The 24,728-nt window shown below is 62.3% G+C and carries 26 protein-coding genes and 1 other RNA gene; 16 read left to right on the plus strand and 11 right to left on the minus strand.

Features of this window, described 5'->3' with window-relative positions; all coding sequences use genetic code 11:
* Positions 1-14: 14 nt before the first annotated feature.
* Positions 15-740, minus strand: a complete 726-nt coding sequence (locus WBK19_RS19360) for a YebC/PmpR family DNA-binding transcriptional regulator (RefSeq protein ID WP_511292701.1) — start codon at positions 738-740, stop codon at positions 15-17.
* Between the two features lie 159 nt (positions 741-899).
* Between WBK19_RS19360 and WBK19_RS19365 the strand changes: the two genes are divergently transcribed.
* The 3 genes from WBK19_RS19365 to WBK19_RS19375 all read left to right on the plus strand — a co-directional run bounded on the left by WBK19_RS19365 (position 900) and on the right by WBK19_RS19375 (position 4,373).
* Entirely contained in the window at positions 900-2,516 is a 1,617-nt protein-coding gene (locus WBK19_RS19365) for a helicase HerA-like domain-containing protein (RefSeq protein ID WP_511292703.1), read from the plus strand.
* Positions 2,517-2,816: 300 nt separating this feature from the next.
* Complete coding sequence (gene pepA / locus WBK19_RS19370; protein WP_511292705.1) at positions 2,817-3,614, plus strand: flocculation-associated PEP-CTERM protein PepA; 798 nt, start codon at positions 2,817-2,819, stop codon at positions 3,612-3,614.
* A gap of 360 nt (positions 3,615-3,974) precedes the next feature.
* Positions 3,975-4,373 (plus strand): bacteriohemerythrin, encoded by a 399-nt coding sequence (locus WBK19_RS19375; RefSeq protein WP_511292707.1) that lies wholly within the window; start codon positions 3,975-3,977, stop codon positions 4,371-4,373.
* Between the two features lie 106 nt (positions 4,374-4,479).
* Here WBK19_RS19375 and WBK19_RS19380 read toward each other — a convergent pair whose 3' ends face one another.
* Entirely contained in the window at positions 4,480-5,394 is a 915-nt protein-coding gene (locus WBK19_RS19380; protein WP_511292709.1) for a DMT family transporter, read from the minus strand.
* 315 nt (positions 5,395-5,709) lie between these two features.
* Positions 5,710-6,585 carry an SDR family oxidoreductase gene (locus WBK19_RS19385; protein WP_511292711.1) on the minus strand — a complete coding sequence of 292 codons (876 nt, stop codon included), beginning with the start codon at positions 6,583-6,585 and terminating at the stop codon, positions 5,710-5,712.
* 89 nt (positions 6,586-6,674) lie between these two features.
* Here WBK19_RS19385 and WBK19_RS19390 point away from each other — a divergent pair, with 89 nt between their 5' ends.
* From WBK19_RS19390 to WBK19_RS19420, 7 genes are all read left to right on the plus strand, one after another.
* Complete coding sequence (locus tag WBK19_RS19390) at positions 6,675-7,082, plus strand: winged helix-turn-helix transcriptional regulator (RefSeq protein WP_511292713.1); 408 nt, start codon at positions 6,675-6,677, stop codon at positions 7,080-7,082.
* 182 nt (positions 7,083-7,264) lie between these two features.
* Positions 7,265-7,675, plus strand: a complete 411-nt coding sequence (locus tag WBK19_RS19395) for a hypothetical protein (protein WP_511292715.1) — start codon at positions 7,265-7,267, stop codon at positions 7,673-7,675.
* A 271-nt stretch (positions 7,676-7,946) separates the two neighbouring features.
* Positions 7,947-8,576: a hypothetical protein gene (locus WBK19_RS19400; RefSeq protein ID WP_511292716.1), complete on the plus strand. Its 630-nt coding sequence runs from the start codon at positions 7,947-7,949 to the stop codon at positions 8,574-8,576.
* Positions 8,577-9,191: 615 nt separating this feature from the next.
* A complete protein-coding gene (locus tag WBK19_RS19405; protein WP_511292717.1) occupies positions 9,192-10,046 on the plus strand; it encodes a LysR substrate-binding domain-containing protein in 855 nt (284 codons plus the stop codon).
* Between the two features lie 250 nt (positions 10,047-10,296).
* Positions 10,297-11,214 carry a branched-chain amino acid transaminase gene (locus WBK19_RS19410; RefSeq protein WP_511292718.1) on the plus strand — a complete coding sequence of 306 codons (918 nt, stop codon included), beginning with the start codon at positions 10,297-10,299 and terminating at the stop codon, positions 11,212-11,214.
* Positions 11,215-11,268: 54 nt separating this feature from the next.
* The gene (locus WBK19_RS19415) at positions 11,269-11,835 is read left to right on the plus strand and encodes a Tll0287-like domain-containing protein (RefSeq protein WP_511292719.1); all 567 of its coding nucleotides are present in this window, start codon (positions 11,269-11,271) and stop codon (positions 11,833-11,835) included.
* Between the two features lie 124 nt (positions 11,836-11,959).
* Complete coding sequence (locus WBK19_RS19420) at positions 11,960-12,148, plus strand: hypothetical protein (RefSeq protein WP_511292720.1); 189 nt, start codon at positions 11,960-11,962, stop codon at positions 12,146-12,148.
* A gap of 29 nt (positions 12,149-12,177) precedes the next feature.
* On the opposite strand, the gene WBK19_RS19425 is transcribed toward WBK19_RS19420, so the two are convergent.
* On the minus strand, positions 12,178-13,095 hold the full coding sequence (locus tag WBK19_RS19425) for a LysR family transcriptional regulator (RefSeq protein ID WP_511292721.1): 918 nt from the start codon (positions 13,093-13,095) through the stop codon (positions 12,178-12,180).
* An 83-nt stretch (positions 13,096-13,178) separates the two neighbouring features.
* Between WBK19_RS19425 and WBK19_RS19430 the strand changes: the two genes are divergently transcribed.
* Genes WBK19_RS19430 through ptsP form a run of 4 tightly spaced genes read left to right on the plus strand, consistent with a single transcriptional unit; the run spans position 13,179 to position 16,521 of the window.
* Entirely contained in the window at positions 13,179-14,066 is an 888-nt protein-coding gene (locus WBK19_RS19430; RefSeq protein WP_511292722.1) for a DMT family transporter, read from the plus strand.
* A gap of 26 nt (positions 14,067-14,092) precedes the next feature.
* Entirely contained in the window at positions 14,093-14,482 is a 390-nt protein-coding gene (locus WBK19_RS19435; protein WP_511292723.1) for a PTS sugar transporter subunit IIA, read from the plus strand.
* 5 nt (positions 14,483-14,487) lie between these two features.
* Positions 14,488-14,757 (plus strand): HPr family phosphocarrier protein, encoded by a 270-nt coding sequence (locus WBK19_RS19440; RefSeq protein ID WP_511292724.1) that lies wholly within the window; start codon positions 14,488-14,490, stop codon positions 14,755-14,757.
* A gap of 6 nt (positions 14,758-14,763) precedes the next feature.
* Positions 14,764-16,521, plus strand: a complete 1,758-nt coding sequence (gene ptsP / locus WBK19_RS19445; protein WP_511292725.1) for a phosphoenolpyruvate--protein phosphotransferase — start codon at positions 14,764-14,766, stop codon at positions 16,519-16,521.
* A 95-nt stretch (positions 16,522-16,616) separates the two neighbouring features.
* Here ptsP and WBK19_RS19450 read toward each other — a convergent pair whose 3' ends face one another.
* Positions 16,617-17,204, minus strand: coding sequence for a tetratricopeptide repeat protein (locus WBK19_RS19450; protein WP_511292726.1), 588 nt, complete (start codon positions 17,202-17,204; stop codon positions 16,617-16,619).
* A 163-nt stretch (positions 17,205-17,367) separates the two neighbouring features.
* On the opposite strand from WBK19_RS19450, the gene WBK19_RS19455 reads away from it, so the two are divergent.
* A complete protein-coding gene (locus tag WBK19_RS19455) occupies positions 17,368-19,425 on the plus strand; it encodes a TonB-dependent copper receptor (RefSeq protein WP_511292727.1) in 2,058 nt (685 codons plus the stop codon).
* A 245-nt stretch (positions 19,426-19,670) separates the two neighbouring features.
* Here the strand turns inward: WBK19_RS19455 and WBK19_RS19460 are convergent, their stop codons facing one another.
* Both WBK19_RS19460 and WBK19_RS19465 read right to left on the minus strand, forming a co-directional pair.
* Positions 19,671-19,856: a hypothetical protein gene (locus WBK19_RS19460; protein ID WP_511292728.1), complete on the minus strand. Its 186-nt coding sequence runs from the start codon at positions 19,854-19,856 to the stop codon at positions 19,671-19,673.
* Positions 19,849-20,061 (minus strand): hypothetical protein, encoded by a 213-nt coding sequence (locus tag WBK19_RS19465; RefSeq protein WP_511292729.1) that lies wholly within the window; start codon positions 20,059-20,061, stop codon positions 19,849-19,851. Before WBK19_RS19465 ends, WBK19_RS19460 begins: the two co-directional genes overlap by 8 nt.
* 119 nt (positions 20,062-20,180) lie before the next feature.
* Here WBK19_RS19465 and WBK19_RS19470 point away from each other — a divergent pair, with 119 nt between their 5' ends.
* The gene (locus WBK19_RS19470) at positions 20,181-20,864 is read left to right on the plus strand and encodes an energy transducer TonB (RefSeq protein ID WP_511292730.1); all 684 of its coding nucleotides are present in this window, start codon (positions 20,181-20,183) and stop codon (positions 20,862-20,864) included.
* A gap of 17 nt (positions 20,865-20,881) precedes the next feature.
* Here the strand turns inward: WBK19_RS19470 and ssrA are convergent.
* From ssrA to WBK19_RS19490, 4 genes are all read right to left on the minus strand, one after another.
* Positions 20,882-21,213, minus strand: a transfer-messenger RNA (tmRNA) gene (gene ssrA, locus WBK19_RS19475).
* 12 nt (positions 21,214-21,225) lie between these two features.
* Complete coding sequence (locus WBK19_RS19480) at positions 21,226-21,753, minus strand: hypothetical protein (protein ID WP_511292731.1); 528 nt, start codon at positions 21,751-21,753, stop codon at positions 21,226-21,228.
* A 4-nt stretch (positions 21,754-21,757) separates the two neighbouring features.
* Positions 21,758-22,351 carry a riboflavin synthase gene (locus WBK19_RS19485; protein ID WP_511292732.1) on the minus strand — a complete coding sequence of 198 codons (594 nt, stop codon included), beginning with the start codon at positions 22,349-22,351 and terminating at the stop codon, positions 21,758-21,760.
* 171 nt (positions 22,352-22,522) lie between these two features.
* Complete coding sequence (locus WBK19_RS19490; RefSeq protein WP_511292733.1) at positions 22,523-24,724, minus strand: DUF6600 domain-containing protein; 2,202 nt, start codon at positions 24,722-24,724, stop codon at positions 22,523-22,525.
* Positions 24,725-24,728: the final 4 nt, after the last annotated feature.

The raw sequence follows: 24,728 nt of genomic DNA on the forward strand, positions 1-24,728 counted from the left end.
CGCCTCGCGGCACGTCAGTCTTCGATGACTGCCGTGGTGTAGATTTCCTGCACGTCGTCGAGGTTTTCCAGCGCGTCGAGCAGCTTCTGCATCTTCACGCCTTCCTCGCCGGCGAAGACGTTTTCGCCTTCCGGCTTCATCGTCACTTCGCCGAATTCGGACTTGAAGCCGGCGGCTTCGAGCGCGTCCTTGACGGCCATGTAGTCGTTCGGCGGGGTGATCACCTCGATAGAACCGTCGTCGTTGGTCGCCACATCGTCGGCACCGGCCTCGATGGCAGCATCCATGAGCGCAGCTTCATCAGTACCCGGCGCAAAAATCAGCTGGCCAACATGCTTGAACTGGAAGGCCACACAGCCGTCGGAGCCCATGTTGCCGCCGAACTTGGAAAAGGCGTGGCGAACTTCGGCCACCGTGCGTACCTTGTTGTCGGTCAGGCAGTCGACCATGATCGCCGCGCCGCCGATGCCGTAGCCTTCGTAGCGGATCTCGATGTACTCGACGCCTTCGAGTTCGCCCGTCCCCTTCTTGATCGCCGTGTCGATCTTGTCCTTGGGCATATTGACGCCCTTGGCCTTGTCGACCGCGACGCGCAGGCGCGGGTTGAAGTTGATGTCGCCGCCGCCCATCTTGGACGCAACGGTAATTTCCTTGGCAATCTTCGAGAAGGCGGCACCGCGCTTCTCGTCCTGGCGACCTTTACGGTGCTGGATATTGGCCCACTTGGAATGACCAGCCATGCTGTTTTCCCTGAATGCAAATAACGAAGAAGGCGTGATTTTACTCGCCCGGCGGCTTCCCGTCAGGCCCGCGTAGCACGCCGACTTACGCTATTTAACAAAGCGCCATCGCCGCGTTGCTAGAATGCCGGAATACCTTTCCCGCTGGAGCCAGCCGCCATGTCCGAACCCATGTACCTCGCCAAATCCGAAGACGGTTACCCGGCCCTGCTGCCGCAGATGGCCAACCGCCACGGGCTGATCACCGGCGCCACCGGCACCGGCAAGACGGTGACCCTGCAATCGATGGCCGAACGGCTCTCCTTTGCCGGCGTGCCGGTCTTCATGGCCGACGTCAAGGGCGACCTCTCGGGTATGGGCGCCGCCGGCAGCCCTTCGGAAAAACTGCTCAAGCGCATCGCCGAACTCGGCCTTGAGGGCTTCGCCCCGTACGCCAACCCGGTCGCTTTCTGGGACGTCTTCGGCGAAAACGGCATTCCGATCCGCGCCACCATTTCCGACATGGGCCCGCTGCTCCTCGCCCGCCTGCTCAACCTAAACGACACGCAAGGCGGCGTCCTGCAACTGGTCTTCAAGATCGCCGACGACCAAGGCTTACTGTTGCTTGACCTCAAGGACCTGCGCGCCATGGTCCAGCACGTCGGCGACAACGCCAAGACTTTCACCACCGAATACGGCAACGTCGCCTCGGCCTCCATCGGCGCCATCCAGCGCGGCCTGCTGACGCTCGAACAGCAAGGCAGTGACCAGTTCTTCGGCGAGCCGATGCTCGACATCAACGACCTGATGAAGGTCGACGAAAACGGCCGTGGCGTCATCAACGTTCTGTCGGCCGAAAAGCTCGTCCAGGCCCCGGCCCTCTACTCCACCTTCCTGCTCTGGCTGCTCTCCGAACTGTTCGAGCAACTGCCCGAAGCCGGCGACCTCGACAAGCCCAAGCTCGCCTTCTTCTTCGACGAAGCCCACCTGCTGTTCAGCGATGCGCCCCAGGCACTGACCGACAAGGTCGAGCAGGTCGTCCGCCTGATTCGCTCCAAAGGCGTCGGCGTCTATTTCGTCACGCAGAACCCGCTCGACGTCCCGGAAAAAATCCTCGGCCAGCTCGGCAACCGCGTCCAGCACGCCCTGCGCGCCTTCACCCCGCGCGACCAGAAAGCCGTCCAGGCAGCAGCCGAAACGATGCGCGCCAACCCCAAATTCGACGCCGCCACGGTCATCACCGAACTCGGTGTCGGCGAAGCGCTGGTTTCCTTCCTCGACGAAAAAGGCCGGCCGACCATCGTCGAACGGGGTCTCATCTTCCCGCCCGCCTCCCGCCTCGGCCCGCTGACCGCCGACGAACGCCAGGCCTTCATCAAATCGAGCCCGCTGCTCGCCACCTACGGCACCACGGTCGACCGCGAATCCGCCTACGAAATCCTGCGCGGCAAACCCGCCGCCACCCAGCCCGCCCCCGGCGCCATCCCCGCGCCGGCCGGCAACGGCAAGCTCAACGACAGCGACTGGGGCAACAGCGCCAATCAGGAACCCGTACGCCGCGAACCCGCCCCGCAACCCCGCCAAAACACCCCGGCCCCGCAGGAATCCGGCGGCATCTTCGGCAGCCTCGGTGACATGCTCGGCGGCACCACCGGCCCGCGCGGCGGGCGCCGTGAAGGTGTGCTGGAAAGCGCAGCGAAAAGCGCGGCACGCGGCGTTGCCGGAACGGTTGGCCGGGAAATCGGGAAGCAGATTTTGCGTGGGGTGCTGGGGTCCATCCTCGGCGGACGACGCTAAGCAAGCAGTCAGAAAATCCCCGACCAATCCCGGGGATAGCCCAAACACAATGGCGCAGAACCTCCTGCGCCATTTTCATTTTTGAGTCTTTTTCCCGGTTGACCGTGGAATTCGCTGCCATCCAGCCATTCCCATGACATAAATGATTGCTGCTCGGCGCTCCGAAACCGTTAAAATCGTACGGTTGTCCCATTTGGCATATTCGGAAGTCGCTTGTTTCGACGCTAAAGGGGCATCTCCATGGCCCGGGCGTCATTTCGGGCCGCCGTTCACAACACTCTCGAAAGCAATCCGAACGTCATGCGATTGTCAAATCAAGTCAAGTACGGCCTGAGCATTCTGGCCTTTTCGTTTTCCGCGCAGTCGGCCCTGGCCGCCAGCGATTGGCAGATCAATCCGCTGGGTAGCGGCGTCGCCGGGGCCAGCACGGTTTCCGCGCTCAATGTTGGCGGCGTCGGCTTCGTGCAAAAAACGCTCGATGCGATCACGCCGGCGCTGTTCACTTTCATCGAACATGGCGCGTATCAGGTTTTCAGCCCGGGCAGCCTTTCACCGTTCACCGACCGTGAAATGACCGTCGTCTACTCGGTTTCCGGTTCGGGCAATTCTGACAACCCGGGCGCGATGCAGATGTCGGCGGGACAGATCGATATCTTCTCCGATGCCAATCGCGATTTCGGCACGATGGCGGCAAATTATGGCGCCGACAATGGCACCCGTATCGCCAGTTTCGCAGTCAATTACGGATACGTGGCAAATGCGGAGGGGCTGGTTATCGTGAACGCCACCGGCGTGGCCGGCAGCTTTGCCCAGGGCTATCTCTTCGATGCCGCCGGCACCGATCTGGCGACGCTCTCCAAAGTCCAGCTCCAGCTCGGCCTGTACAATCAGTTGACGGTTCCGGATGCCGAGATCATGTCCGGGGTAGTGTGCGGCATTTCCGGGGCATGTCAGGGCGGGCCGGTTACCTTCTCACCGCTGGCTTTCACCGTGCGGGACAGCGGATCGGTGAGCATTTCGGCAGTTCCCGAACCTGAAACCTCAGCCATGTTGCTGGCCGGTCTTGGCCTGATTGCCGCCGTCGCCCGTCGTCGCTAATCGGGGGCAGCCCCGAAGCCATGAAATGGCGCAGGAACTCCTGCGCCATTTTGTTTTTGGTGTTTCACGCAGCCAATCCGCTTGAGCGTGGAATTACCTTGGCGAGCATGCAAAAAACTTGTCGCCACCACCCGACAGGCCAGTTCGCCGTAGTCACATAACCAACTGAACAGAAACGATTATTTGCCGATCGTCCGCCGATAGTAATATGCCATTCGCGTTATTGCGTATGCAATTGGAATTTACTAGGCTTCGTTTTGGCCGTCGTGCCGCCGCAGCCGCCACCCTTCAACGGGTGCTCACATGGGGCGTGCCGCACGGGCTTCATCGTCAACCTGTTTTACAAAAGGAAAGAAACCTATGTCTTTGATCAAATGGACCCCTGAAGAATACGGCACCGGCATCTCGCAGCATGACGAGGAACACAAGCACCTGTTCGGGCTGCTCAACGGGCTGCATGCGTCGGTCAGTGCAGGTGAGCGGGGCTCCATCGGCCGCGCGCTCGATGGCTTGATCGCCTTCGTCGCCGAACATTTCGCGGCCGAGGAAGCAAATATGCGCAAGGTGAGTTACCCGGCCCTCGACCAGCACCTTCTCGAGCACAACAAACTCGTTAAGACCTGCGTCAACCTGCAACAGCAGTTCCATGCCGGCGCCACGGAAATCACCGAAGAAACCACGGCCTTCCTGCGCGACTGGCTAAAGCAGCACATACCGACCGTGGATCGCAAATACGCCCCGGCGCTGTCGGCCATCTGAACCCTGAAGCAAGGGAGATTTGTCTCCCCCTCCTTTGCCGGACGGCTCTTATGAGTCGCCCGGTTTTTTTTGGCCGGTCAGGCCCTATTGGTCGCGCCGGGCCTTTTCAATTTTGGCCATTTTTTCCGGTTGACCGTGGGATCGGCCGCAGCAGGCCGGACAGCATTTCCCACTCGTGGACGGCGAGGCCGAGGAGGATGGTGGCAGTACCGAACCACAGGCGCAGGCCGATGCTCTCGCCGTTGAGCCAGTGGCCGAGCAGCAGCGCGATGACCGGGGTGATCAGCGTGATAAGCGCCACCTTTGAGGTTTCGAGATGCTTGATCACGTAGTAATAGAGCGCGAAGCCGATCACCGAACCGAAGACGCCGAGGTACACGATGGCCGCCCCGGCACGTGGTGGGACCATCTCGGGCAGTCGGCCGTCGGTCAGATACCAGACCAGGCCAAAGAAGGGCAACGCGACGGCCAGCGTGCCGACGGTGGTAGCGAGCGGCGGGCTGTCGTCGCCGATGTGCTTGAGCCAGACGAGGCAGCCGGAATAGATGAAAACGGCACCGAGCAGCGCGACCAGACCGAGCAGCGCATTTTCGTGACCGAGGCTTTCACCGTGGATGAAAATTGTCGCCAGACCGAGGGCGCCGAGCAACATGCCGATGAGCCTGAGGCGCGTCAGTGAGCGCTCACCCAGGAAGAGCGCGGCGAGGAGGCCGGCAGCCAGTGGCGAGAGGCCGAAGAGGACAGAGATCAGCCCGGAATGAATGTAGCGTGCCGCCCAGTAGGTGAGCGCCATGGCGAAGAACAGGCCAAGGCCGCCGACCACATAGGCGCGGCGCGCCCGGTCGTGCAGCGGAAAACGGATGCGCCAGGCAAGGCTGACGGCCGCGGCGACAAGGACGCCGATCAGCATGCGGGCGAAGACGGCAAGGGCAAAACCGGTGCCCTCGGTGCTCCACTGGATGGCCAGTGGCGTGGTGGACCAGATCAGGATGATGCCGAGATAGGCGAAGGGTATGGACACGACATTCTCCGGTTTAGTGCGGTTGCGGCGAGGGCGGATGCATCGCAGCCCGGGCAAGGCGCTCGGCGTTGTGGCGAATTTTGACCAGCGGGGTCCAGTGGGCAATACGAGTCATGGCACTTCCTTTCGGCGAGGGAAAAACAGGGAGAAAACAAAAAGGCCGCGGGTTTCAAATCCGCGGCCTTTGCTGAAATCGGGTCAGAAAACTTCGACTATCTCACCCCGGGCCCCGGACAAACAGCGACGCGCCACGCACGCAGAATGCGGCGGCACGGGGCTTTCAGAACGAACAGGGAAATAGCAGAAATCATGGATTCATTTTGCCGGCATATTGTGCAGTGCGTCAAGCACCGGCTTGATCTGCGCGGCAATCGGCGTCGTCGGGCGGCCGATCAGCCGGCTCAACTGATGGCTGTCATCGAACAGCGCGCCCTGAGCGGCGCCCGCGTCGGAGTCGGCCAGCAAGCCGGCAAAGCCCTCGGGCAATCCGGCACCAACCAGCGCCGCCTTGAATTCGGCTTCGGGCAGGTTCTGGTAGATAACCGGCTGGCCGGATTGACGGGCCACCTCGGCGGCCAGCTCGGCCAGCGAATAGCTTTCGTCGCCGGCCAGTTCGTACACGCGTCCGGCCTGGTTTTCGGCGCTCAGCACCGCGGCCGCGGCGGCGGCATAGTCGGCCCGGGCAGCCGAGGCAATCCGGCCATCGCCGGCGCTGCCGATCAGCGCCCCGAACCGCAACGCCGTCGGCACGCTGGCCAGATAGTTTTCCGAATACCAGCCATTGCGCAGCAGCACGAAGGGTACGCCAGAATCCTTGAGCAGCGCCTCGGTGGCCTTGTGTTCGCCGGCCAGCCCGAGCGGCGACGTATCGGCATGGAGCAGGCTGGTGTAAGCGATCAGCTTGACCCCGGCACGGCTGGCCGCTTCGATCACGGCGCGGTGCTGCGGGAGGCGACTGCCGACTTCGCTCGAAGAAATGAGCAGCAGCTTGTCCACGCCGCGAAAGGCGGCTTCCAGCGTGGCCGGCTGGTTGTAGTCGGCGTGCCGGACGTGCGCACCGCGCGCGGCCAGGTCGGCGACCCGATCCGGATTGCGCACGGCAGCAACAATTTCAGTGGCCGGCAATTTATTCAATAACGCGTCGATGACAAGACGGCCGAGTTGGCCGGAGGCTCCGGTAATGGCGATCATGGTTGAAATTCCTTGGGTCGGTTGAGAAGAAATGGCAGAATACCAACCGTACTTATTTTTAGTAAGTACGCACATAAAGGTAAGTACCCATGCACAACGACAACTCGCAAATCACCGAGGCGTCCTCCACACTGTCGGCGCAGATGCGACGCGGCGACCTGTTCGCGGAAAAATGCCCGTCGCGCGACGTACTCAAACACGTCACCAGTCGCTGGGGCGTCCTGATCCTCGTCGCCTTGCTCGGCGGCACCCACCGCTTCAGCGACCTGCGCCGCAAGACCGCCGGCGTCAGCGAACGTATGCTCGCCCAGACCCTGAAATGGCTGGAAAGCGATGGCTTTGTCGCCCGCAAGGCCTATCCGGTCGTCCCACCCCACGTCGAATACAGCCTGACCCCGCTCGGCCGCGAAGTCGCCCTCAAGGTCGAAGCCCTGGCCGACTGGATCGAAGGAAACCTGCCGCAAATCATGGCCGCCCAGACTCTGCCCGAGGCGTGAATGGTGAGGGGCTGCACGAAACATCGCACCAGCACACCGAAAACGTCTTCCTGACAAACACATGCCGTCGGGCGACAACCGGCCAATAGCAGCCCTTCGTGTGCATAACCCTGAAGCGGACATTCTCCTTGAGAAAAATGCAGTATGGATAGATACTTGCTAGTCTGCCTTCGTTTTCGTATATGCCCATGCTCGACAGGCCTAAACCATCATTCCGCGTCTACGCAGTCATCTTTTGGTTGCTCGTCTTTGGGCTTGCCATGTTTGCTCACGGTTGGTTTGGGTGGGTAGAAGGAAGCGTTCTCATTCGGTTAAAGAACTCTCCTCCATATCTTGCAGTTCCCGGTAGCGCCACGGCTACTTCGTTCTACGTCTATACCCTAGGGTTGATGGCCGTCGGTTCATTCGCATCTTTGGGCGCCATTCTGCTGGCTTGGTCAGTCTTGATTGCATCGCCATCCCAGAAGGCCAAGGTTATTCGCACGCTTTCTCAACCGATGAAAGGGCGGCGACGCACAGATATTCCCAGATGGTTCTTCTGGGGTGTTATTGCAGCTTTTATAACGCTTTTCATCTATGCAGCCATCAAATAAACCTAACATCCAGGTCAAGGCGTAGTCTGCGGCTGCTGTGACTTTCCGCAAGCGGACCGCCCCTTACCTAGTACGTTCCTGAACGTCCGTTTTCCTAAGCCTGCAACTACCGCATTGGCACGCTGGGAGATGGAAACATGCTGAGATTTTCCAACGTCACGTCAAAACTACTTGTGCTTCTGTTCCACTGAAGAAGCCAAGGAAAGCATTACCACCGCCAAACTGATTGTTCAACAGAACGACCTATGCGTATCCGAAGGCAAACTTTCAGATGAATGAAACAGAGATCGCTAGTCATGCCTCGAACCTCCGACAACAGGCAATATGCCGATTAAATGGAGTTGAGTATAAAGAATCTGCCATCGCGAATCCCAAGCCTCAGGTGGTGGATCACGAGCTCAAAAGCGAATTATGGCTTAGGTCAGATATCGACTATCAAACGCTGATTGTTGGGATAGCCGCATTCATAGTCATTTTCAATGGCTACTCGTTTTATGTCAGCGAGGCACAACGAGACTACCTGCTAGCGACAACAAACAGTAGATGCATTTCTGACGTCACCATCAAACGTAGTGCCGGCAAATCGCCGGCGCCTTACTTCAATGACGCACAAGGGCAAAAAGTAGCTTCTTGCTTTAAGTTTCGGTGCTCATACAAAAATTGGTATGGCGATGTGGGTAAAGTAGCCAAAATCTGTATCTCTGGAGATGTCGTGGTCAGCATCGAGACCGAAGGCGAGCTAAAAATAACTCGGGACAAATTGATCGTCGCACTCAATAGCAGTATCTGGTGGTCTAAATTCTGGGTTGCGCTCGGTGGCATTTGTCTGGCTATTCTTGCCTTCCTAAAGCGAAAAAAATTGATGGAATCCATCCGTTCGCGATTTGCGTCCCTTAGGTAGCCAGCAGAGTGGTCGAAACCAAATCTTCCTGTAATGGATGCGGGAAACTCTGCCCTGACAGCAGATTCTTTTGTCCACACTGCAAAGAAGTGAGGCCAACACGTTTCCTTGTGTGCCTAGCTTGTTTGCTTATTTTCCTATTTTTGGCAGGTGCAGGAATAATGAATATTCTTACGGAACATAGTGCTGGCTATACACGTCAGGGAAAGTTCGTCGAATCGGACGGCCTTCCGGCAATTGCCCACGGAATATTACTTATTTCCGGAGGCACGTTATTTTTAGCAGTGGGATGGAAAGGAAAATTTGGCTTTGTCTCTGGCCTATTCGCTCTCGCGGGCATATTGCTCAGTTTCACGGTTCTCTATCTATCAAAACACCCTGCCTAATATCTCGGTCAAGGCGCTCTCTTCGGTCGCTGGGACGCGCGGCAAGCAGCATGCCCCCTACATGTACCTGAACGTCCGCTACTTTGAGCGGGTAATTTCCGCTTAGGGCACCCAACAGCCGCTTGCCAAACCCCGAACAACGGGATGACTTCGGCAGGTCAGCTCCGATGAGATTGGGTAGTCAAGTTCGGGCAGAATACGGTGCATAACATCCCGCCCTCCAGCCTCCATGCGCGATCTTCCGCCGCTCCACACGCTTCCTGCCTTTGAGGCCGCCGCCCGGCTTGGCAGCTTCCTGGCTGCGGCTGAGGCGTTGCACCTGACGCCATCAGCGATCAGCCATCGCGTTCGCCAACTTGAGACGCATCTCGGGCAGGCGGTGTTCGAGCGGCGGCATCGCGCCATCGTGCTGACCGCGGCCGGGCGGCGCTATCTGGCCGTTGTCCGCGACGCGCTGCTGCGTCTCGACGAGGCGAGCGCGGCATTGCGCGCGCCGCAGCGGGAACGCCTGCGGATTTCGGCGGCGCCGGCGTTGGGCAGCAAATGGCTGGTCAGCCACGTCGCCGAGTATCAGGACGCCCACCCCAACCTCGAATTCAGCCTTGGCACGGCGACCGGACTCGGCCCGTTGCTCAACGGCGAAGCCGATATCGGGCTGCGCTATGGCGAGGAGGAATGGCCGGGCCTGCTCGCCTGGAAGCTGTTCGAGGAGCGCGTTTTTCCGGTGTGCAGCCCGACGCTGGCGGTTGGCCTCAAGGCGCCGCAGGATCTCGATCAGGTGCGTCTGCTACGTCACCCCCTGCTGTCGTGGCAGCGCTGGTTTGCCGCGGCCGGCATTCGGCACCCGGAGCCATCGACCGGCCCGAATTACGAAGACGCGCTGCTCATGCTCGAAGCCGCTGTCGCCGGCCACGGCGTGGCCTTGATGGCCGGCACGCTGGCCGCCCCCTATCTGGCCGAGGGGCGGCTGATCCGCCCGTTTCCGCAGGATTGCCCGGACCGCAGCTTCTACATCGTCGCGCCGCCCGCCGTGCAGGATAAGCCGGCAATCATGGCCTTCATTCGCTGGTTGCTGCGCCCATAGCCCCATGGGCGGATTCCACGGTCAACCGGAAAAAATGGCGGAAATTGAAATGTCGTTTCGGATGAATTGAATTCATTCGACACGCAATTTAATCGTTTGAGCGACAGCGAATCCCGGTTCATCCTTGCCCCATCCCCAAGCACCGTTCGAGGCCCGCCCACCCGGCAGCGGCCTCGGCGAAACCCACCGCGCCACCCTCACGCGGCTCCCCGGCAAAGACCGGTTTCAAGACCATTTTGAGGATTCCATCATGCAAGACCGCGACGGCTTTATCTGGCTCGATGGCCAGTGGCTTCCCTGGCGCGATGCCAAAGTGCACGTGCTGACCCATACCCTGCATTACGGCTACGGCTGTTTCGAAGGCATCCGCGCCTACGAAACGCCACACGGCCCGGCCATTTTCCGCCTCGCCGAGCATTTGCGCCGGCTTGAAGATTCGGCCCACATCCTCGCCGTCGACCTGCCTGTCGACCGCCAAACGCTGGCCACGGCGTGTTGCGAGGCGGTGACGCGCAACCGTCTGAGCAGCGCCTACATCCGGCCGCTGGTCTTTCTCGGCGCCGAAAAGCTGGGCGTCGACCCGGCCGGCGCGGCGGCCCACATCATGATTGCCGCCTGGCCGTGGGGCGCCTATCTCGGCGCCAAGGCCATCAACGAAGGCGTTCGCGTCCGCGTTTCGTCCTATGCCCGGCATCACCCGAACGTTCAGATGTGCCGCGCCAAGGCCATTTCGACTTATTCGAACTCCATCCTCGCCGTCCGCGAGGCGCGTCGCGACGGCTACGACGAGGCATTGCTGCTCGACACCGACGGCTACGTTTCGGAAGGTTCCAGCGAAAACCTGTTCATCGTTCGCGATGGCGAACTGCTGCAACCCGACAGCGCCTCGGCGCTCGACGGCATCACGCGCCGCACCGTATGCACGCTGGCGGCAGAAGCCGGCCTGGAAGTGCGCAGCAAACGCATCACCCGCGACGAAGTGGTGTGCGCCGACGAAGTTTTTCTGACCGGCACGGCGGCCGAAATTACGCCGGTCGTCGAAGTTGATGCCCGGCGCATCGGCAACGGCAAACCTGGGCCTGTCACCCGAATGCTGCAGGCAGCGTATTTCGCCAGCGTACGCGGCGAAGCGGACAATCACGGTGACTGGCTGACCATCGCCGGATGACGATAGCGGCGAGCGGGGTTAATATCAGCATTTTCTAATTAACCAAGGATGACCATGAAAACTCTGCTCGCCATCTCTCTGCTCCTCGCATCACTTCCCGCCGTGGCCCAGGACATCGGCGCACTGACCGCCGAAACCAAGAAAGCCGTGCTGCCGGTCGTCCCCAAGGTTGTCAATGCCATGCAGGAAGCCGTGGCCGAAAAGGGCGTCGCCGGAGCGATTCCCGTGTGCAAGGACCAGGCGCCCGAACTGATCAAGGCCAAACGCCAGGAAACCGGCTGGGACATCCGTCGCGTCAGTCTCAAGACGCGCAACGCCGAACGCGGCACGCCGGATTTGTGGGAAGTTCGCCAGCTAGCCGATTTCAACATTCGCGCCGCCAATGGCGAGAAGATCGACACCATGGAGAAGAGCGAGATTGTCACTATCGACGGCAAACAGGTCTTCCGTTACATGAAGGCACTGCCGGTCGGCGACGTGTGCCTCAAGTGCCACGGCGCGGTCGATGGCATGGATGCGAGCCTCAAGGCCAAGCTGGCCGAGAGCTACCCGCACGATCAGGCGACCGGCTACAGCAAGGGCCAGATTCGCGGCGCGCTGACCGTCAAACGCCCGCTGTAATACGCCTACCGGCGCAAGCAGTCGCTGACACGGCGACTGCTTGAAAGCGGTCCGAACGCGCTTTGAACATAGCGCCCCGTCAAGCACAATGGCATTCTCCCAACCACCCGGATGGAACAACGCCATGCGCTCAACCGCGATCCTCGCCTTTTGCCTGCTCTCCCTCGGCGGCTGCCAGACCGCCTACGAGGCAGGACAGCAAAACGCCGAACACCAATGTCGAAAACTGCCCAGCAGCGAGGTGGAGAGTTGCATGGCACGGATCAACCGGCAGGGTTACTCGGACTACGAAAAAGAACGCAAGGCGAGATAGCCGGCGCTAATTGCGCTCTCACCTGACCATCATTCGGACAGCGGCGGAGCTTCGCCGTGAGCACCACCCTTGCCGGCCAGATGGTCGAACAGGGCGGTCGCCGCCGGGCTCAGCGCAGCCCGCGAACGAACGCATAGCTGCAAATCCCGCGGCGCCCACGGGTCGGTGATTTCTATCGTTTTTATGCCGTCGACCGTAGCCGAGCGCGGCACCATGCCGATGCCGACGCCGGCCGCCACCATGCGGCAGACGGCACTGAAACTGCGCACCTGAATGCGCACGTCGAGCCGGCTGCCAAGGCGGGCGGCGTGGTTCATCATGAAGGTATGGATGGCGCTGCCGGCGTGCAGGCAGACGAAGGGTTCGCTCAGCACATCGGCGAAGGCCAGTTCGCTTTTGTCGGCCAGTGGGTGGCCGGGGGCGACGATGAGGACCAGCCGATCCTGGCGGTAAGGGCGTGTTTCGACGCCGGTCAGTCCGACCTCCGAAGCCACCACGCCAATCTCCACCTGCCCGGCGGCCACCGCCTGAATGATCGCCGGGCTCGGCTGCTCTTCGAGGCTGACCCGAACACGCGGATGTTCGCGCAGGAAATCGCCGAGATCTTCGGGCAAAAAACAGTTGATGGCGTTGGTGTTGGCGAACACCGTGACCTGGCTGTTCAGGCCGCTGGCGTAGGGCGCCAGGTCAGCGTGCATCTGTTCGAGCTGGGCGAAGACTTGCCGGGCGTGGCGGAGCAGCGATTCGCCGGCCGCCGTCGGCGTCAGGCCACGGGCATGGCGGGCGAAGAGTGGCACGCCGAGGGCGGCTTCAAGCTGCGTCAACCGGTGGCTGGCCGAAGACGGCGCCAGATGCACCTGTTCGGCGGCACGGGTCAGGCTGCCGGAATCGGCGATGGCTGCCACCAACCGCAGGTCGGGTAAATCGTAGCGCATGGTTTCGTCCATAACGAATGCTTGCTTTGAATAATACCAATTGCCCGCGGCACCAATGGCGCTTTTAATGGCATCTGGTCAACATCAACCCGGGAATGGTTTTGGAAAAATCGAATGCTTATGGTGCAGGTCTGGCTCTCATCGCGGCACTCGGCTTTTCGCTCAAGGCCATTTTCGTCAAGCTGGCCTATCCCTACGGCGTCGATGCCATCACGCTGCTCGCCCTGCGCATGGGTTTCGCGCTGCCGGTTTTTCTCTGGGTCGGGTTGGCCGGGCAGCGGGCCGGCGCCAGCCTGACGCGCGACGACTGGCTCAAGCTCATCGCCCTCGGCTGCCTCGGCTATTACGGCGCGAGCATCCTCGATTTCTGGGGGCTCGAATACATTTCGGCCGGGCTCGAACGGCTGATCCTGTTCACCTATCCGACGCTGACCATCCTGATCGGCGTGCTCTTTCAGGGCAAGCCTTTCACCCGGCGCGAATTGATCGCCATTGTGCTGTGCTATCTCGGCATTGGCTTCGCCTTCATTCACGACCTCGGCCTCGGCGATGCGCGCGATGTGTGGATCGGCGGCGCGCTGGTTTTTGGCTCCAGCGTCTCGTATGCGCTCTATCTGTCGGGCAGCGGGACGATGATCGCCCGCCTTGGCGCCATGCGCTTTTCGGCCCTGGCCATGCTCGTTTCGTCGGCCGTGACGCTGGCGCACTTCTCAGCCTCGCACCCGATGACCGCCTTCATCCAGCCGTTGCCGGTTTATGGCTGGGGACTGGCCATGGCAGTGTTCGCCACCATCGTGCCGGTCTTCGCCCAGTCGGCGGCGATTCGCCGCATCGGCGCCGGGCGGGCTTCGCTTTTCGGCATGGTCGGGCCGATCCTGACCATCGGTTTCGGCTGGTGGCTGCTTGGTGAATCAATCTCGCTGGCGCAGATGGCCGGCGCCGCGCTGGTGGTCATCGGCATACTGATCGTCAGCCGCCGATAAAAGCGCTTCGGGTTAGAATCCCGAGCATGATCGGCATCTTTCTCATCACCCACGGCAGTTATGGCGAGGCGCTCGTCCAGAACGTCAGCCATGTGCTGAACAAGCGGCCGCCGCAAGTGATGCAGCTCGGTCTCACATCGCAGGATGACCCGCTCGACATGTTGCCGATGGCCCGCGACATGCTCGCCCTCGTCGACAAGGGCGACGGCGTGCTGATCCTGACCGATATTTTCGGCGCCTCTCCGGCCAACCTTGCGCTAAAGTTGCTGGAACGTGGCCGGGTCGAAGGTCTGACCGGCGTCAATATGCCCATGCTGCTACGCGCCCTGACTTACCGCGAAAAAGGCATGGAAACCCTGCTCGTTCGCGCCCGCGATGGCGGCCGCGACGGCATCATCAACATGCTGGACCACTGAGAAATATGATCACGACCGAAACCGAAATCATCAACAAGCTCGGCCTTCATGCCCGCGCCTCCGCCAAGCTGACCCAGATGGCCGGCAAGTTCAAGTGCGAGGTGTGGATGAGCAAGGGCACCCGCCGCATCAACGCCAAGAGCATCATGGGCGTCATGATGCTGGCCGCCGGCAAGGGTTCGAAGGTGACTATCGAAACCGATGGGGCCGATGAAGCCGAGGCCATGGAAGCCCTGCTGGCGCTGATCGCCGATTATTTCGGCGAGGGAGAATAAGCAAACATGAGCTTCATCCTGCACGGTCTCGGAGTTTCCGGCGGTATCGCCATCGGGCGGGCCATGCTCATGTCGCATGCGACGCTCGAGGTGGCTCACCTGACGCTGGCGCCGCGCATGATCGACAAGGAAATCGAGCGCTTCGACGATGCCATCAAGGCGGTCAAGGAAGAGCTCATCCAGATGAAGGAAAACACCGAGCACGCGCCGGCCGAGCTCAATGCCTTCATCGACATCCACACCATGTTCCTCGAAGACCCGGAACTGGCGGACAAGCCGCGCGAGATCATCCGCGAACGCCGGTGCAACGCCGAATGGGCGCTGGTCCAGCAGATGGAGCATCTGGTCGACCAGTTCGAGCAGTTCGACGATCTCTACCTGCGCGAACGCAAGTTCGATGTCGTGCAGGTTGTCGAGCGCGTCGTCAAGGAACTGCTCGGCCACCCCCGCCGCGCCACGCTGAAGGCGGCCAAGAGTTCGAAGGAAGAAGCGCTGATCATCGTCGCCCACGACCTTTCGCCGGCCGATACCATCGCCTTCAAGGACCACCGTTTCGCCGCCTTCATCACCGATGTCGGCGGGGCTACTTCGCATACTTCCATCCTCGCCCGCAGCATGGCGATCCCCGCCGTGCTCGGCCTGGAAAACGCCCGCGGCCTGATCCGCGACGGCGAACTGCTGATCGTCGACGGCATGCGCGGCGTCGTCATCGTCAATCCGGATCAGCGTGTGCTGGACGAATACCAGCTGCGCAAGGAACAGATCGAGCTCGAAAGGAACAAGCTCAGGCGCCTGAAGACGGCCAAGTCGGAAACCATCGACGGCATTCCGGTGCAGCTGTTCGCCAATATCGAGCTGCCCGGCGACGTGCCGATGGCGCTCGATTGCGGCGCCGAGGGCATCGGCCTGTTCCGCACCGAGTTCCTCTTCCTCGACCGCGGCGACATGCCCGACGAGCGCGAGCAGTACGAGGCTTACAAGAAAGTGGTCAAGGGCATGGGCGGCCGGCCGGTCACCATCCGCACCTTCGACCTCGGCAACGACAAGGACTTGCGCCCGAACAACAGCGCCGGCGACCGCGTGCAGACCAACCCGGCCCTCGGCCGCCGCGCCATCCGCCTGTCGCTGGCCGAGCCGCGGATGTTCCAGACGCAACTCCGCGCCATCCTGCGCGCCTCGAAATACGGCCCGATCAAGCTGCTCATCCCGATGCTGGCCCACGCTCACGAGATTGATCAGACGCTGGCCGCGCTCGAGCAGGCCAAATCGAGCCTGCGCGGCGAGAAGGTGACTTTCGACGAAAACATCCAGGTCGGCGGCATGATCGAAATCCCCGCCGCCGCGCTGGCCATCGGGATCTTCCTGCGCCGCCTCGACTTCCTGTCGATCGGCACCAACGATCTCATTCAATACACGCTGGCCATTGACCGCTCGGACGAGCAGGTCGCCTCCCTCTACGACCCGCTGCACCCGGCCGTACTGATGCTGCTCGCCCACACGCTGTCGATGGCGGAAAAAGCCGAGATTCCGGTTTCGGTGTGCGGCGAAATGGCCGGCGACCCCGACCTCACCCGCCTGCTGCTCGGCATGGGCCTGCGCATTTTCTCGATGCACCCGTCGCAGATCCTCAAGGTCAAGAACCGCGTCCTGAAGTCCGAGGTCAACGAAATCGCCCCCAACGTCCGCAAGATGCTGCGCCTCGACGAACCCGGCAAACTGCGCGAAGCGCTCGACAAGCTGAATGGCGTTACCCCCGCCAGCTAAGGCGGACTCCGGGCTGCCAGCGCACGAAATAACCGGCCGAAGCGGATGCCACGGTCAACCGGGAAAAACCGCCAAAATTGAAATGCCGGACGCCCTCAGCGAATCGTCGTCGCTGCTTCCAGCGCTGCCGTTTCGGTCGGACGCCCGGCATCCATCCCGGCCCGGCGCCTGAGTTCGGCGACAACCAGAGCTGAGCTTGCCCGCGATGCCGCCACCTGTTCGCGGCGGTCGCGCTCCTCGATCAAGGCCAACGCCTGCTGCCGCCAGGCGACCATTTGCGGTTCATGTTCGTGGTGCAGATGGTGTTTGCGATTCATCGTGAACCAGCGATGCGCCTCGACTTCGTCAGCCGCCACACCCTGACCGATCTGGTACATCAGGCCGATCTGCAACTGCGAAACCTTGTCACCCTGTTCGGCTGCCTGCCGATACCAGCGTAGCGCCGCCGCATAGTCGAGCGGCACGCCGTCAGCGTACTGATGAATCACCGCCAGATTGTAGGCGGCATCGACATTTCCCTTGGCCGCCCAGTCCTTCCAGATCGCCACCGCCCGCCCGGTATCGCCGCCCTTGTGCAACTTCGCGGCCGTCCGCAAGTCGTCGTCGGCCGTACCGGCCACGGCAGAAATGCTGGTTACCAGGACCCAAAGGGCGACGAGAAAACGGATCGGCATTCCTGACATGGACTGACTCCGGCGCGGGAAAAATAAGCCAGGAATCCTACGGCGCCAGCCCCTCCTTTGGAATTAGACAAATTGCCGCGCGACAATTTGTCGCATTCCCGTCGCCTGCCAACTCCCGGACAATCAGCGCGCGTTCAAATACCAATAATTCAGGGAGAGTTTCATGGGGTACCACATTCGTCCGCTGGCCGCCGCAATGGCTGTCGCGTTTTCCGGCACGCTGCCGGTCATGGCGCAAACCACCGTGCTCGACACCGTCGTCGTCACGGCCGCCCAGATGGACGAACCGCTCAAGGTGGTCACCGACCCCAAGGCACCGAAACAACCGATCCCGGCCCATGACGGGGCCGATTACCTGAAAACCGTGCCGGGCTTCAGCGTCATCCGCAAAGGCGGTACCGATGGCGACCCGGTGTTGCGCGGCATGGCCGGCTCCCGCCTCAACATCCTGCTCGATGGCGAACACATTCTCGGTGGCTGCGGCAACCGCATGGACCCGCCCACCGCCTACGTTTTCCCTGAATCCTACGACCGCGTCACCATTCTCAAAGGGCCGCAGACAGTCAGCCACGGCCCGGGCAACTCGGCCGGCACCGTGCTCTTCGAACGCGACATCAGGCGTTTCGCGCAAACCGGCTACCGCTTCAACGGCAGCCTGACCGCCGGCAGCTTCGGCCGCAACGACCAGGTCATCGACGCCCGCGCCGGGACGCCGGAGTTCTACGCCCAGATCAACGGCACGCGGTCGAGCAGCGACGACTACGAGGACGGCGACGGCAACAAGGTCAATTCCGCCTACACGCGCTGGAGCACCGGCGCGACGCTGGGCTGGACGCCGAACGACAACACCCGCCTCGAACTCTCCGTGCTCAAAAGCGACGGCGAAGCGGCCTACGGCGACCGGACCATGGACGGCGTCAAGTTCGACCGTCAGAACGTCGGCCTCAAGTTCGAAACGCGCCAGGTATCGAGCCTGATCGAGAAAATCGAAGCGCAGGTCTATTACAACTACGTCGATCACGTCATGGACAACTACTCGCTGCGCACCAAGCCGGCCGGCAGCATGTACATGGTCAGCAACCCGGACCGCGAAACGACCGGCGGTCGCCTCGCCGTCGCCCTGCGCCCGGCTGACATGCTGCAACTGACGCTGGGCGCCGATTACCAGCGCAACATCCACACCCTGCGCAGCGCCTCCTCGATGACCGCGGTGCCGGCGTTCGAACAACTGGCGCGCACCGAGGACGCCAATTTCACCAACTTCGGCCTGTTTGGCGAGGCGACCTGGCATCTGTCCGACACCCGACGCATCATCGGCGGCCTGCGCAGCGATAGCTGGGAGGCTCAGGACCAGCGCGCCACGCTGCGCCTCGGTACCGGCATGGGCGCCACCACCGTCGCCAACCCGACCGCCGGCCAGGCCCGCGACAGCACGCTGACCAGCGGCTTTGCCCGTTACGAACACGAGCTGCAGGCCGGCTCGACGCTCTATGCCGGCCTCGGCCACAGCGAGCGTTTCCCGGATTACTGGGAAACGGTATCGGCCAGCAAGGAAAGCGCCACCTCGACCAGCGCCTTCAACACCAAGCCCGAGAAGACCAACCAGCTCGACATCGGCTGGATTCGCAACCTCGGCGCGCTGTCCTTCTCGGCCGCCGGTTTCTACAACGAGATCGACGACTACATTCTGGTCCAGTCGGGCGTCGTCAAGGCGACGCCGGCCCGTACCGTGTCGATCGTCCGCAACATCGACGCCCACACCTGGGGCGGCGAAATCGGCGCCGCTTACCAGATCGACAGCAACTGGAAAATCGACAGCTCGCTGGCCTACGTCCGCGGTGAAAACGAGACCGACGGCACGCCGCTTGCCCAGATCCCGCCGCTCGAAGGCCGCCTCGGCCTGGCCTGGAACAATGGCACCTGGTCGGTCGGCTCGCTGCTCCGCCTGGTTGCCGGGCAAAAACGCTACGACCTCAACAAAGGCAACATCGTCGGCCAGGACATCGGCGCCACCGGCGGTTTCGGCGTCTTCTCGCTGAACGCCAGCTACAAGCCGAGCCGCGCCGTGCTCGTCTCGGCCGGGGTCGACAACCTGTTCGACAAGACCTACGCCGAACACATCAGCCGCGGCGGCGCCGCCGTCACCGGCTACGACCAGACCTTCCGCATCAACGAGCCGGGCCGCACGCTATGGCTCAAGGCCCAGGTCAGTTTCGACTAAGCGAGGAGTTTTCAAATTAGCCTGTTTTTTCCGGTCGACCGTAGCAACCCCCCCGGCGCCCAGCGCGCCGGACGCCAACTGGCGGCCGGCGAAGGCATCTATCACGCTGGCGCCGATGGCCTCGCCTGGCGGCTCAACAGCGGCGTCGTCCGGCTCGACAACGTCAGGTCAGCCAGCGACGCCTCGTTTGCCAGCCTCGCCGTCCCCGGTGACATCCTCGGCTGCGAAACCCTGCTCTTTGGCTGCTACACCTTCTCGGCCACGGCACTGACCCAGTGCCAGCTGTCGCCGTGGCCGGAAGGCGCCGGGGCGCTGGCCGGCGAGTCGCTGCTTGCCTCGCTCGCCCAGGCCCAGCAACGGGCGGCCGAAGTCGTCGCGCTGCGCGGCGGCCAGGCTGCAGATCGCGTTCTCAGCCTGATCCGGCTATTCACCGACAGCGCCGGTCAGGTCGTCCTGCCAACCCGGCAGGATATTGCCGACATCACCGACCTGCGCTTTGAAACCATTTCGCGCATCATCAAGGCGCTGGAACGGACGAAAGTTTTGCTGCCGATCAAGGTCGAAGGCGTGCACGCGACGCGCAGTTTCCGGGTTGATCTGGCGGCTGCCTGAGCGCGTCCTTGTATCTGCAGACACTCGCCCTTAGGCCGGAAAAGCCAACAGCGTCGATGATTCGCCTAGCGGCGACGCCTGACCTTCGGACGCCGATCAGTGATGCGGCAAATTGCCAAAAGCCCTGCGGATATAATGAACCGATGTCTGCCGGCCTCCGTCTCCCCCAGCCGAAATCTCCAGAATGGCTGCATAGCGGTCGCTATTTGCTGATCGCGCTGGCGCTGCACGTACTGGTTTTACTCTATCCGCTGACGCTGAGCATCGACCAGCTCGAAGCAATGCCGCCCTCCCCGGTTCAGGTCCAGCTCACGGAGCGCGTTTCGGCAGTTCAGGCGATACCGCCTGCACCACCGGAAAAGGCCGCCGCACCAAAACCGGTTCCCCGGGAGAAACCCGCCCAGACAGCGCGTCCGGTCATCGCCCTGGCGCCGGAACAGGCCAGCGCGCCACCGACGTTTTCAGTTCCCGCCCCCATCATCGCCGCCCCGCCAGTTTCGCAACCGGCCGCGGCACCCGCCGCCAGTTCAGCCCAGCCCGCCATCACCGCCGCCCGCTTCAACGCCGCCTACCTGAACAATCCGGAGCCGAAATACCCTTCGCTTTCGCGGCGACTGGGCGAGGAGGGTAAGGTGCTGCTCAGGGTTCGGGTCACACCGGACGGGCGAGCTGCTACGGTCGACATCGAAAAAAGCAGCAATTACGACCGGCTGGACGAGGCGGCGCGGCAGAGCGTGGCAAATTGGCGCTTCGTGCCGGCCAAACGCGGCGATGAGGCCATCGAGGCAACGGTCATCGTGCCCATCGTCTTCCGCCTCGACAACTGAAAGCGGAAAACCGGACGTGACGACGGGGACCGAAGTCCCCGCCGGCTATCTTTGGTAACAAGGCTCTAGCAGCCCCGGCTAACCGTTTTTAGGCGGCAATAGCGAATTGCTCATCATTGGCAATTATGGATTTGCTTCATTAACGTCGATCGCCTGACGAGTTGCCTGCGCACCTTTGCCCGCCCTGTCGAAGCCAGTACACCCCCAACCAAAAACACTCAGCAGAATGCCCTTGGGTGGAGGTGAGGGGAATCGAACCCCTGTCCAGAACGCCTCCAGATTGCCGGAATTACAACCATGCTTTGAATTATGGGGGCGGGGTGGTGGTTTTTCAAGCGAGGATTCGCCACAGCGGCTAAATTCAGTGGCTGCACCAGCCACGACGGTCGTCGTCACCGAAACTACCGCGCAAACTTTCAGGCGAGGCCAGAGTTGAGCGCACCCGTAGCGAGGTGCCATCGAACAACACATTGAAACGGGCCGGTTCGTTCCAGTCGTCGCAATAACGCCATTCCCAGACCAGTTCGTCACGCGCCTTGAAATAAACAGTCCACGCGGCAACGGACGGCCCCAGGATGCGCACCACCTCGTCTGTCGTCAAGCCCGCCTGAATGCGGGCAAAGTGTCGGGTATCGAGCACGTTTTCGCGACTCAGCACCTTGCCCTGGGCATCGATACGGACAAAAAAGGTGTGATAACCCATCGGACCGCGCGGATAGACCAGTGTCTCGCCGCCATCGGTTTCGTTCCAGCGGACGGCCGGCTGGCCCATGACGCGTTCGATGTCCTCGACCCGCGCGGCACCGGCTTGCAGGCCGAACCCGTCGTAGGCCGCGCAAGAACCCAGCAGAGCGGTGAGCAGCGCAACGACAAGGATTCGGCAAGGCATCGCCTTACTCGCGGTCGGCGGCTAGCAAACGCTCGCAGTAGCGGGCGATCAGGTCAACTTCGAGATTGACCTTGCTGCCCGGCTTGAGCCGATTGAGGGTCGTGTTTTCCAAGGTATGCGGGATCAGGTTGATCGTGAAGTCGGTGCCATTGACCTCGTTGGTCGTCAGGCTGGTGCCGTCGACGACGATCGAGCCCTTGCGCGCGATGAACTTGGCAATGGTTTTCGGGGCACGGATTTCGAGCAGACGATTGTCGCCAACCGGATCGAAGCGCAGCACTTCGCCAACACCGTCAACGTGGCCGGATACCAGATGGCCGCCGATCACGTCGTTGAGGCGTAGCGCCTTTTCCAGATTAACCGGGCCAGGTGCATCAAGCCCGACGGTGCACGACAAGGTTTCCGGCGAAACATCGACGGCAAAGGTATTGCCTTCCCTGACCACCACGGTCAGGCAAACGCCGTTATGGGCGATCGAATCGCCAAGCGAAACATCGTCGAGCTTGAGGCCACCGCCGTCGACATGTAGACGGTAACCGACTTCCCGCGGGGTGAGGTGAGTGATGCGGCCAACTGCCGCGATGATTCCTGAAAACATGGCTGTTCCTGCCGTAGGCAAAAACCGGACTTTATCACGCCCGATTGAGCCGTCGGCTGGTGCGAAAGCAACTCAGAGCGCCAACTCCCACAGCTTGCGGGTTCCGGCAATCTGGCTGCTGAACGACGCGTGACCGGGGCTAGTCGCAACCCCGGTCTCCACATTCAGCGCTTAACGTCCGCGCCGATCGTCGTCATCGCCGTGGCGACGGCGTTGTTCCGGCTGGCCGCCTTGCGGTGCCAGCTGACGCGGCGGATCAACCCGCGGCTGGGGCATCGGAGCCGGGGCCGGAGGGGGTACCCGGAATTCCTGAAGCTGGCGCGGTGGGTCAGCCCGCTGCTGCGGCATGGGCGCTGGAGCGGGGGCACGGAACTCCTGCGTCTGACGTGGCGGTTCGGCGCGTGGCTGCGGCATTTCGCGTACCGGTGGCGTGGCGGGCATCCTGACTTCCGGAGCCGGCCTCGGCATTTCCGGCTGGCGCATGATTTGCGGCGCCTCGCGTTCGCGGGACGGTGGTGCCTGAGGTTCCATGCGCTGAACTTCCCGCGCTTCGCGACGCTGCTCCCTTTCCTGTGGCGCCATCATCGGCCGGGGCTGACGCTCCTCGGTCCGCATCTGGGGCGTCGGCATGTCGCGGCGGATTGGCGCCGGGGCGGCCTCCTCTGGTTGGCGGCCACGCAACTCCGTTTCCGGACGCGTTTCACCCGGGCGGCGGAAACCGCCACGGCGCCCTTCGACTGGCTGGGTCTGGCCGGCTTCCGGCGCTGGCTGGCGAATTTCCGGCGCCACTGCCTCGCGACGTTGTGGCGTGGTGGCTGGTGCAACTTCAACCGGACGCCCACGATTCTCAATTCCCGGACGCATGTCGGGCGAGCCGCGCCCACCTTCGCGGCGCGTATCGCCTTCGCGGGCATTCGCGGCCTCTGGCGTCAGCTGACGGAGAGCCGGGCGATCAGGATTGCGTGGCATCGGTTCGGTCCGTGGTGCGCCGCGCTCCTGGCCATTCAGCCGTGGGGCATCGAAATCGCGGCGTGGCCGGTTGATCGGCTCACGTCTTTCGTCGTTGCGCGGACGAACGGCTCCCAGGGCCGGGGCCAGCCAATCGGCATTCGGTGCGGAGCGGGCGAGAGGGGCTCGACCCAGCGCAGGGCGCTCCTGACGCTGAATTTCGCGCGAGGTGATCGAGCGGCCTTCGCGCACCATGTTGGCCGGCACGACGGTAACGGCACGCGGCAAGGCGTGGTGGACAAAGGGGGCATGCCCACCGGGACGAATGGCGCGGTCGATGACGCTCACATCACGGACGTGAGTGACGTTGATCTGGCGGACGTAGTTGGGACTGTGACGGTGGCCAGGCACATAGACTTCGCGCGGGGCGAGGGGGAACCAGCCGACTGCCGGCGCGGCGCCGGAGCGAAAACCGACGCTCCAGCCCGGGTTGCCGATCCAGGCGACGAGTGCCGGCGCATAGACCGGGCGGGCGGCGAGGCGGCCGGGAACCCAGCCCCAGCGGCCATGGATGATCGCCCAACGGCCATAGTGGAAAGGCGCAAAACCCCACGGCGCCTGGTCGATCCAGGTCCAGCCCCAAGGGGCAACCCAGGCCCAGCGGCCATAGCGGTAGGGTGCCCAGTCGTCAGCCACGGCGCGCGGATACCAGACCGAGCCGTAATCAGGCGCCGTCTGCCAGTCACCGTAGGCATCGAGATCCTGATAGCCGGTCATGTGCGGCGAAACGTGGCGGCGCGACTGGCTGGCCAGCGTCACGTTCTCGCGATTGGCCACCCAGCGGTCGAAGGCATCGTTGCTACGGTCGGCATCGAGCTGCTCGTTGCCATCGCTCCAGTGGCTAACCTTCTGTCCGGCAGCAACCGACGTCGCCCGCTGGCCGTCATCGAAAACGGCGCGGCCGGCCTGCACGCTGAGTTCGCTGCGATCAGCGAAGACGTCGATGCGATAGCGCCCCGGCGTCAGAAAACGGACATTGCCATCCGGCGTGGCGATCACCACATCATCGACCTGATCGCGGTCGAGAATGCTGACCGCCAGGCTGCCGCCGCTCACCCGGACATCGACCCGCGTATCGTCCACGACGGGGAATTCGACCTCACTGTCGTCGGCCAGTCGATAGGCGGTGGACCCGATCCACACCTCGGCCCGGCCGCGCTGCCCGGTTTCCAGCACGGCGCCGCTGCTGATCGGCCAGTTGAGCGTGGCCGGTCCGCCCTGATCGCCACGGTCAACCCGAAAATCGACCTGATTTTCAATATGAGCCAGACGCCCGACGCGGGCCGGTGGATCGCTCTGCGCCACGGCGGGCAGGGCAACCGCCATGGTCAGCGCGAGAAATATTTTTTGCATGGATTGCAGCATCGTG

This window comes from Azonexus sp. (genome assembly GCF_049652925.1).
GTDB lineage: Bacteria > Pseudomonadota > Gammaproteobacteria > Burkholderiales > Rhodocyclaceae > Azonexus.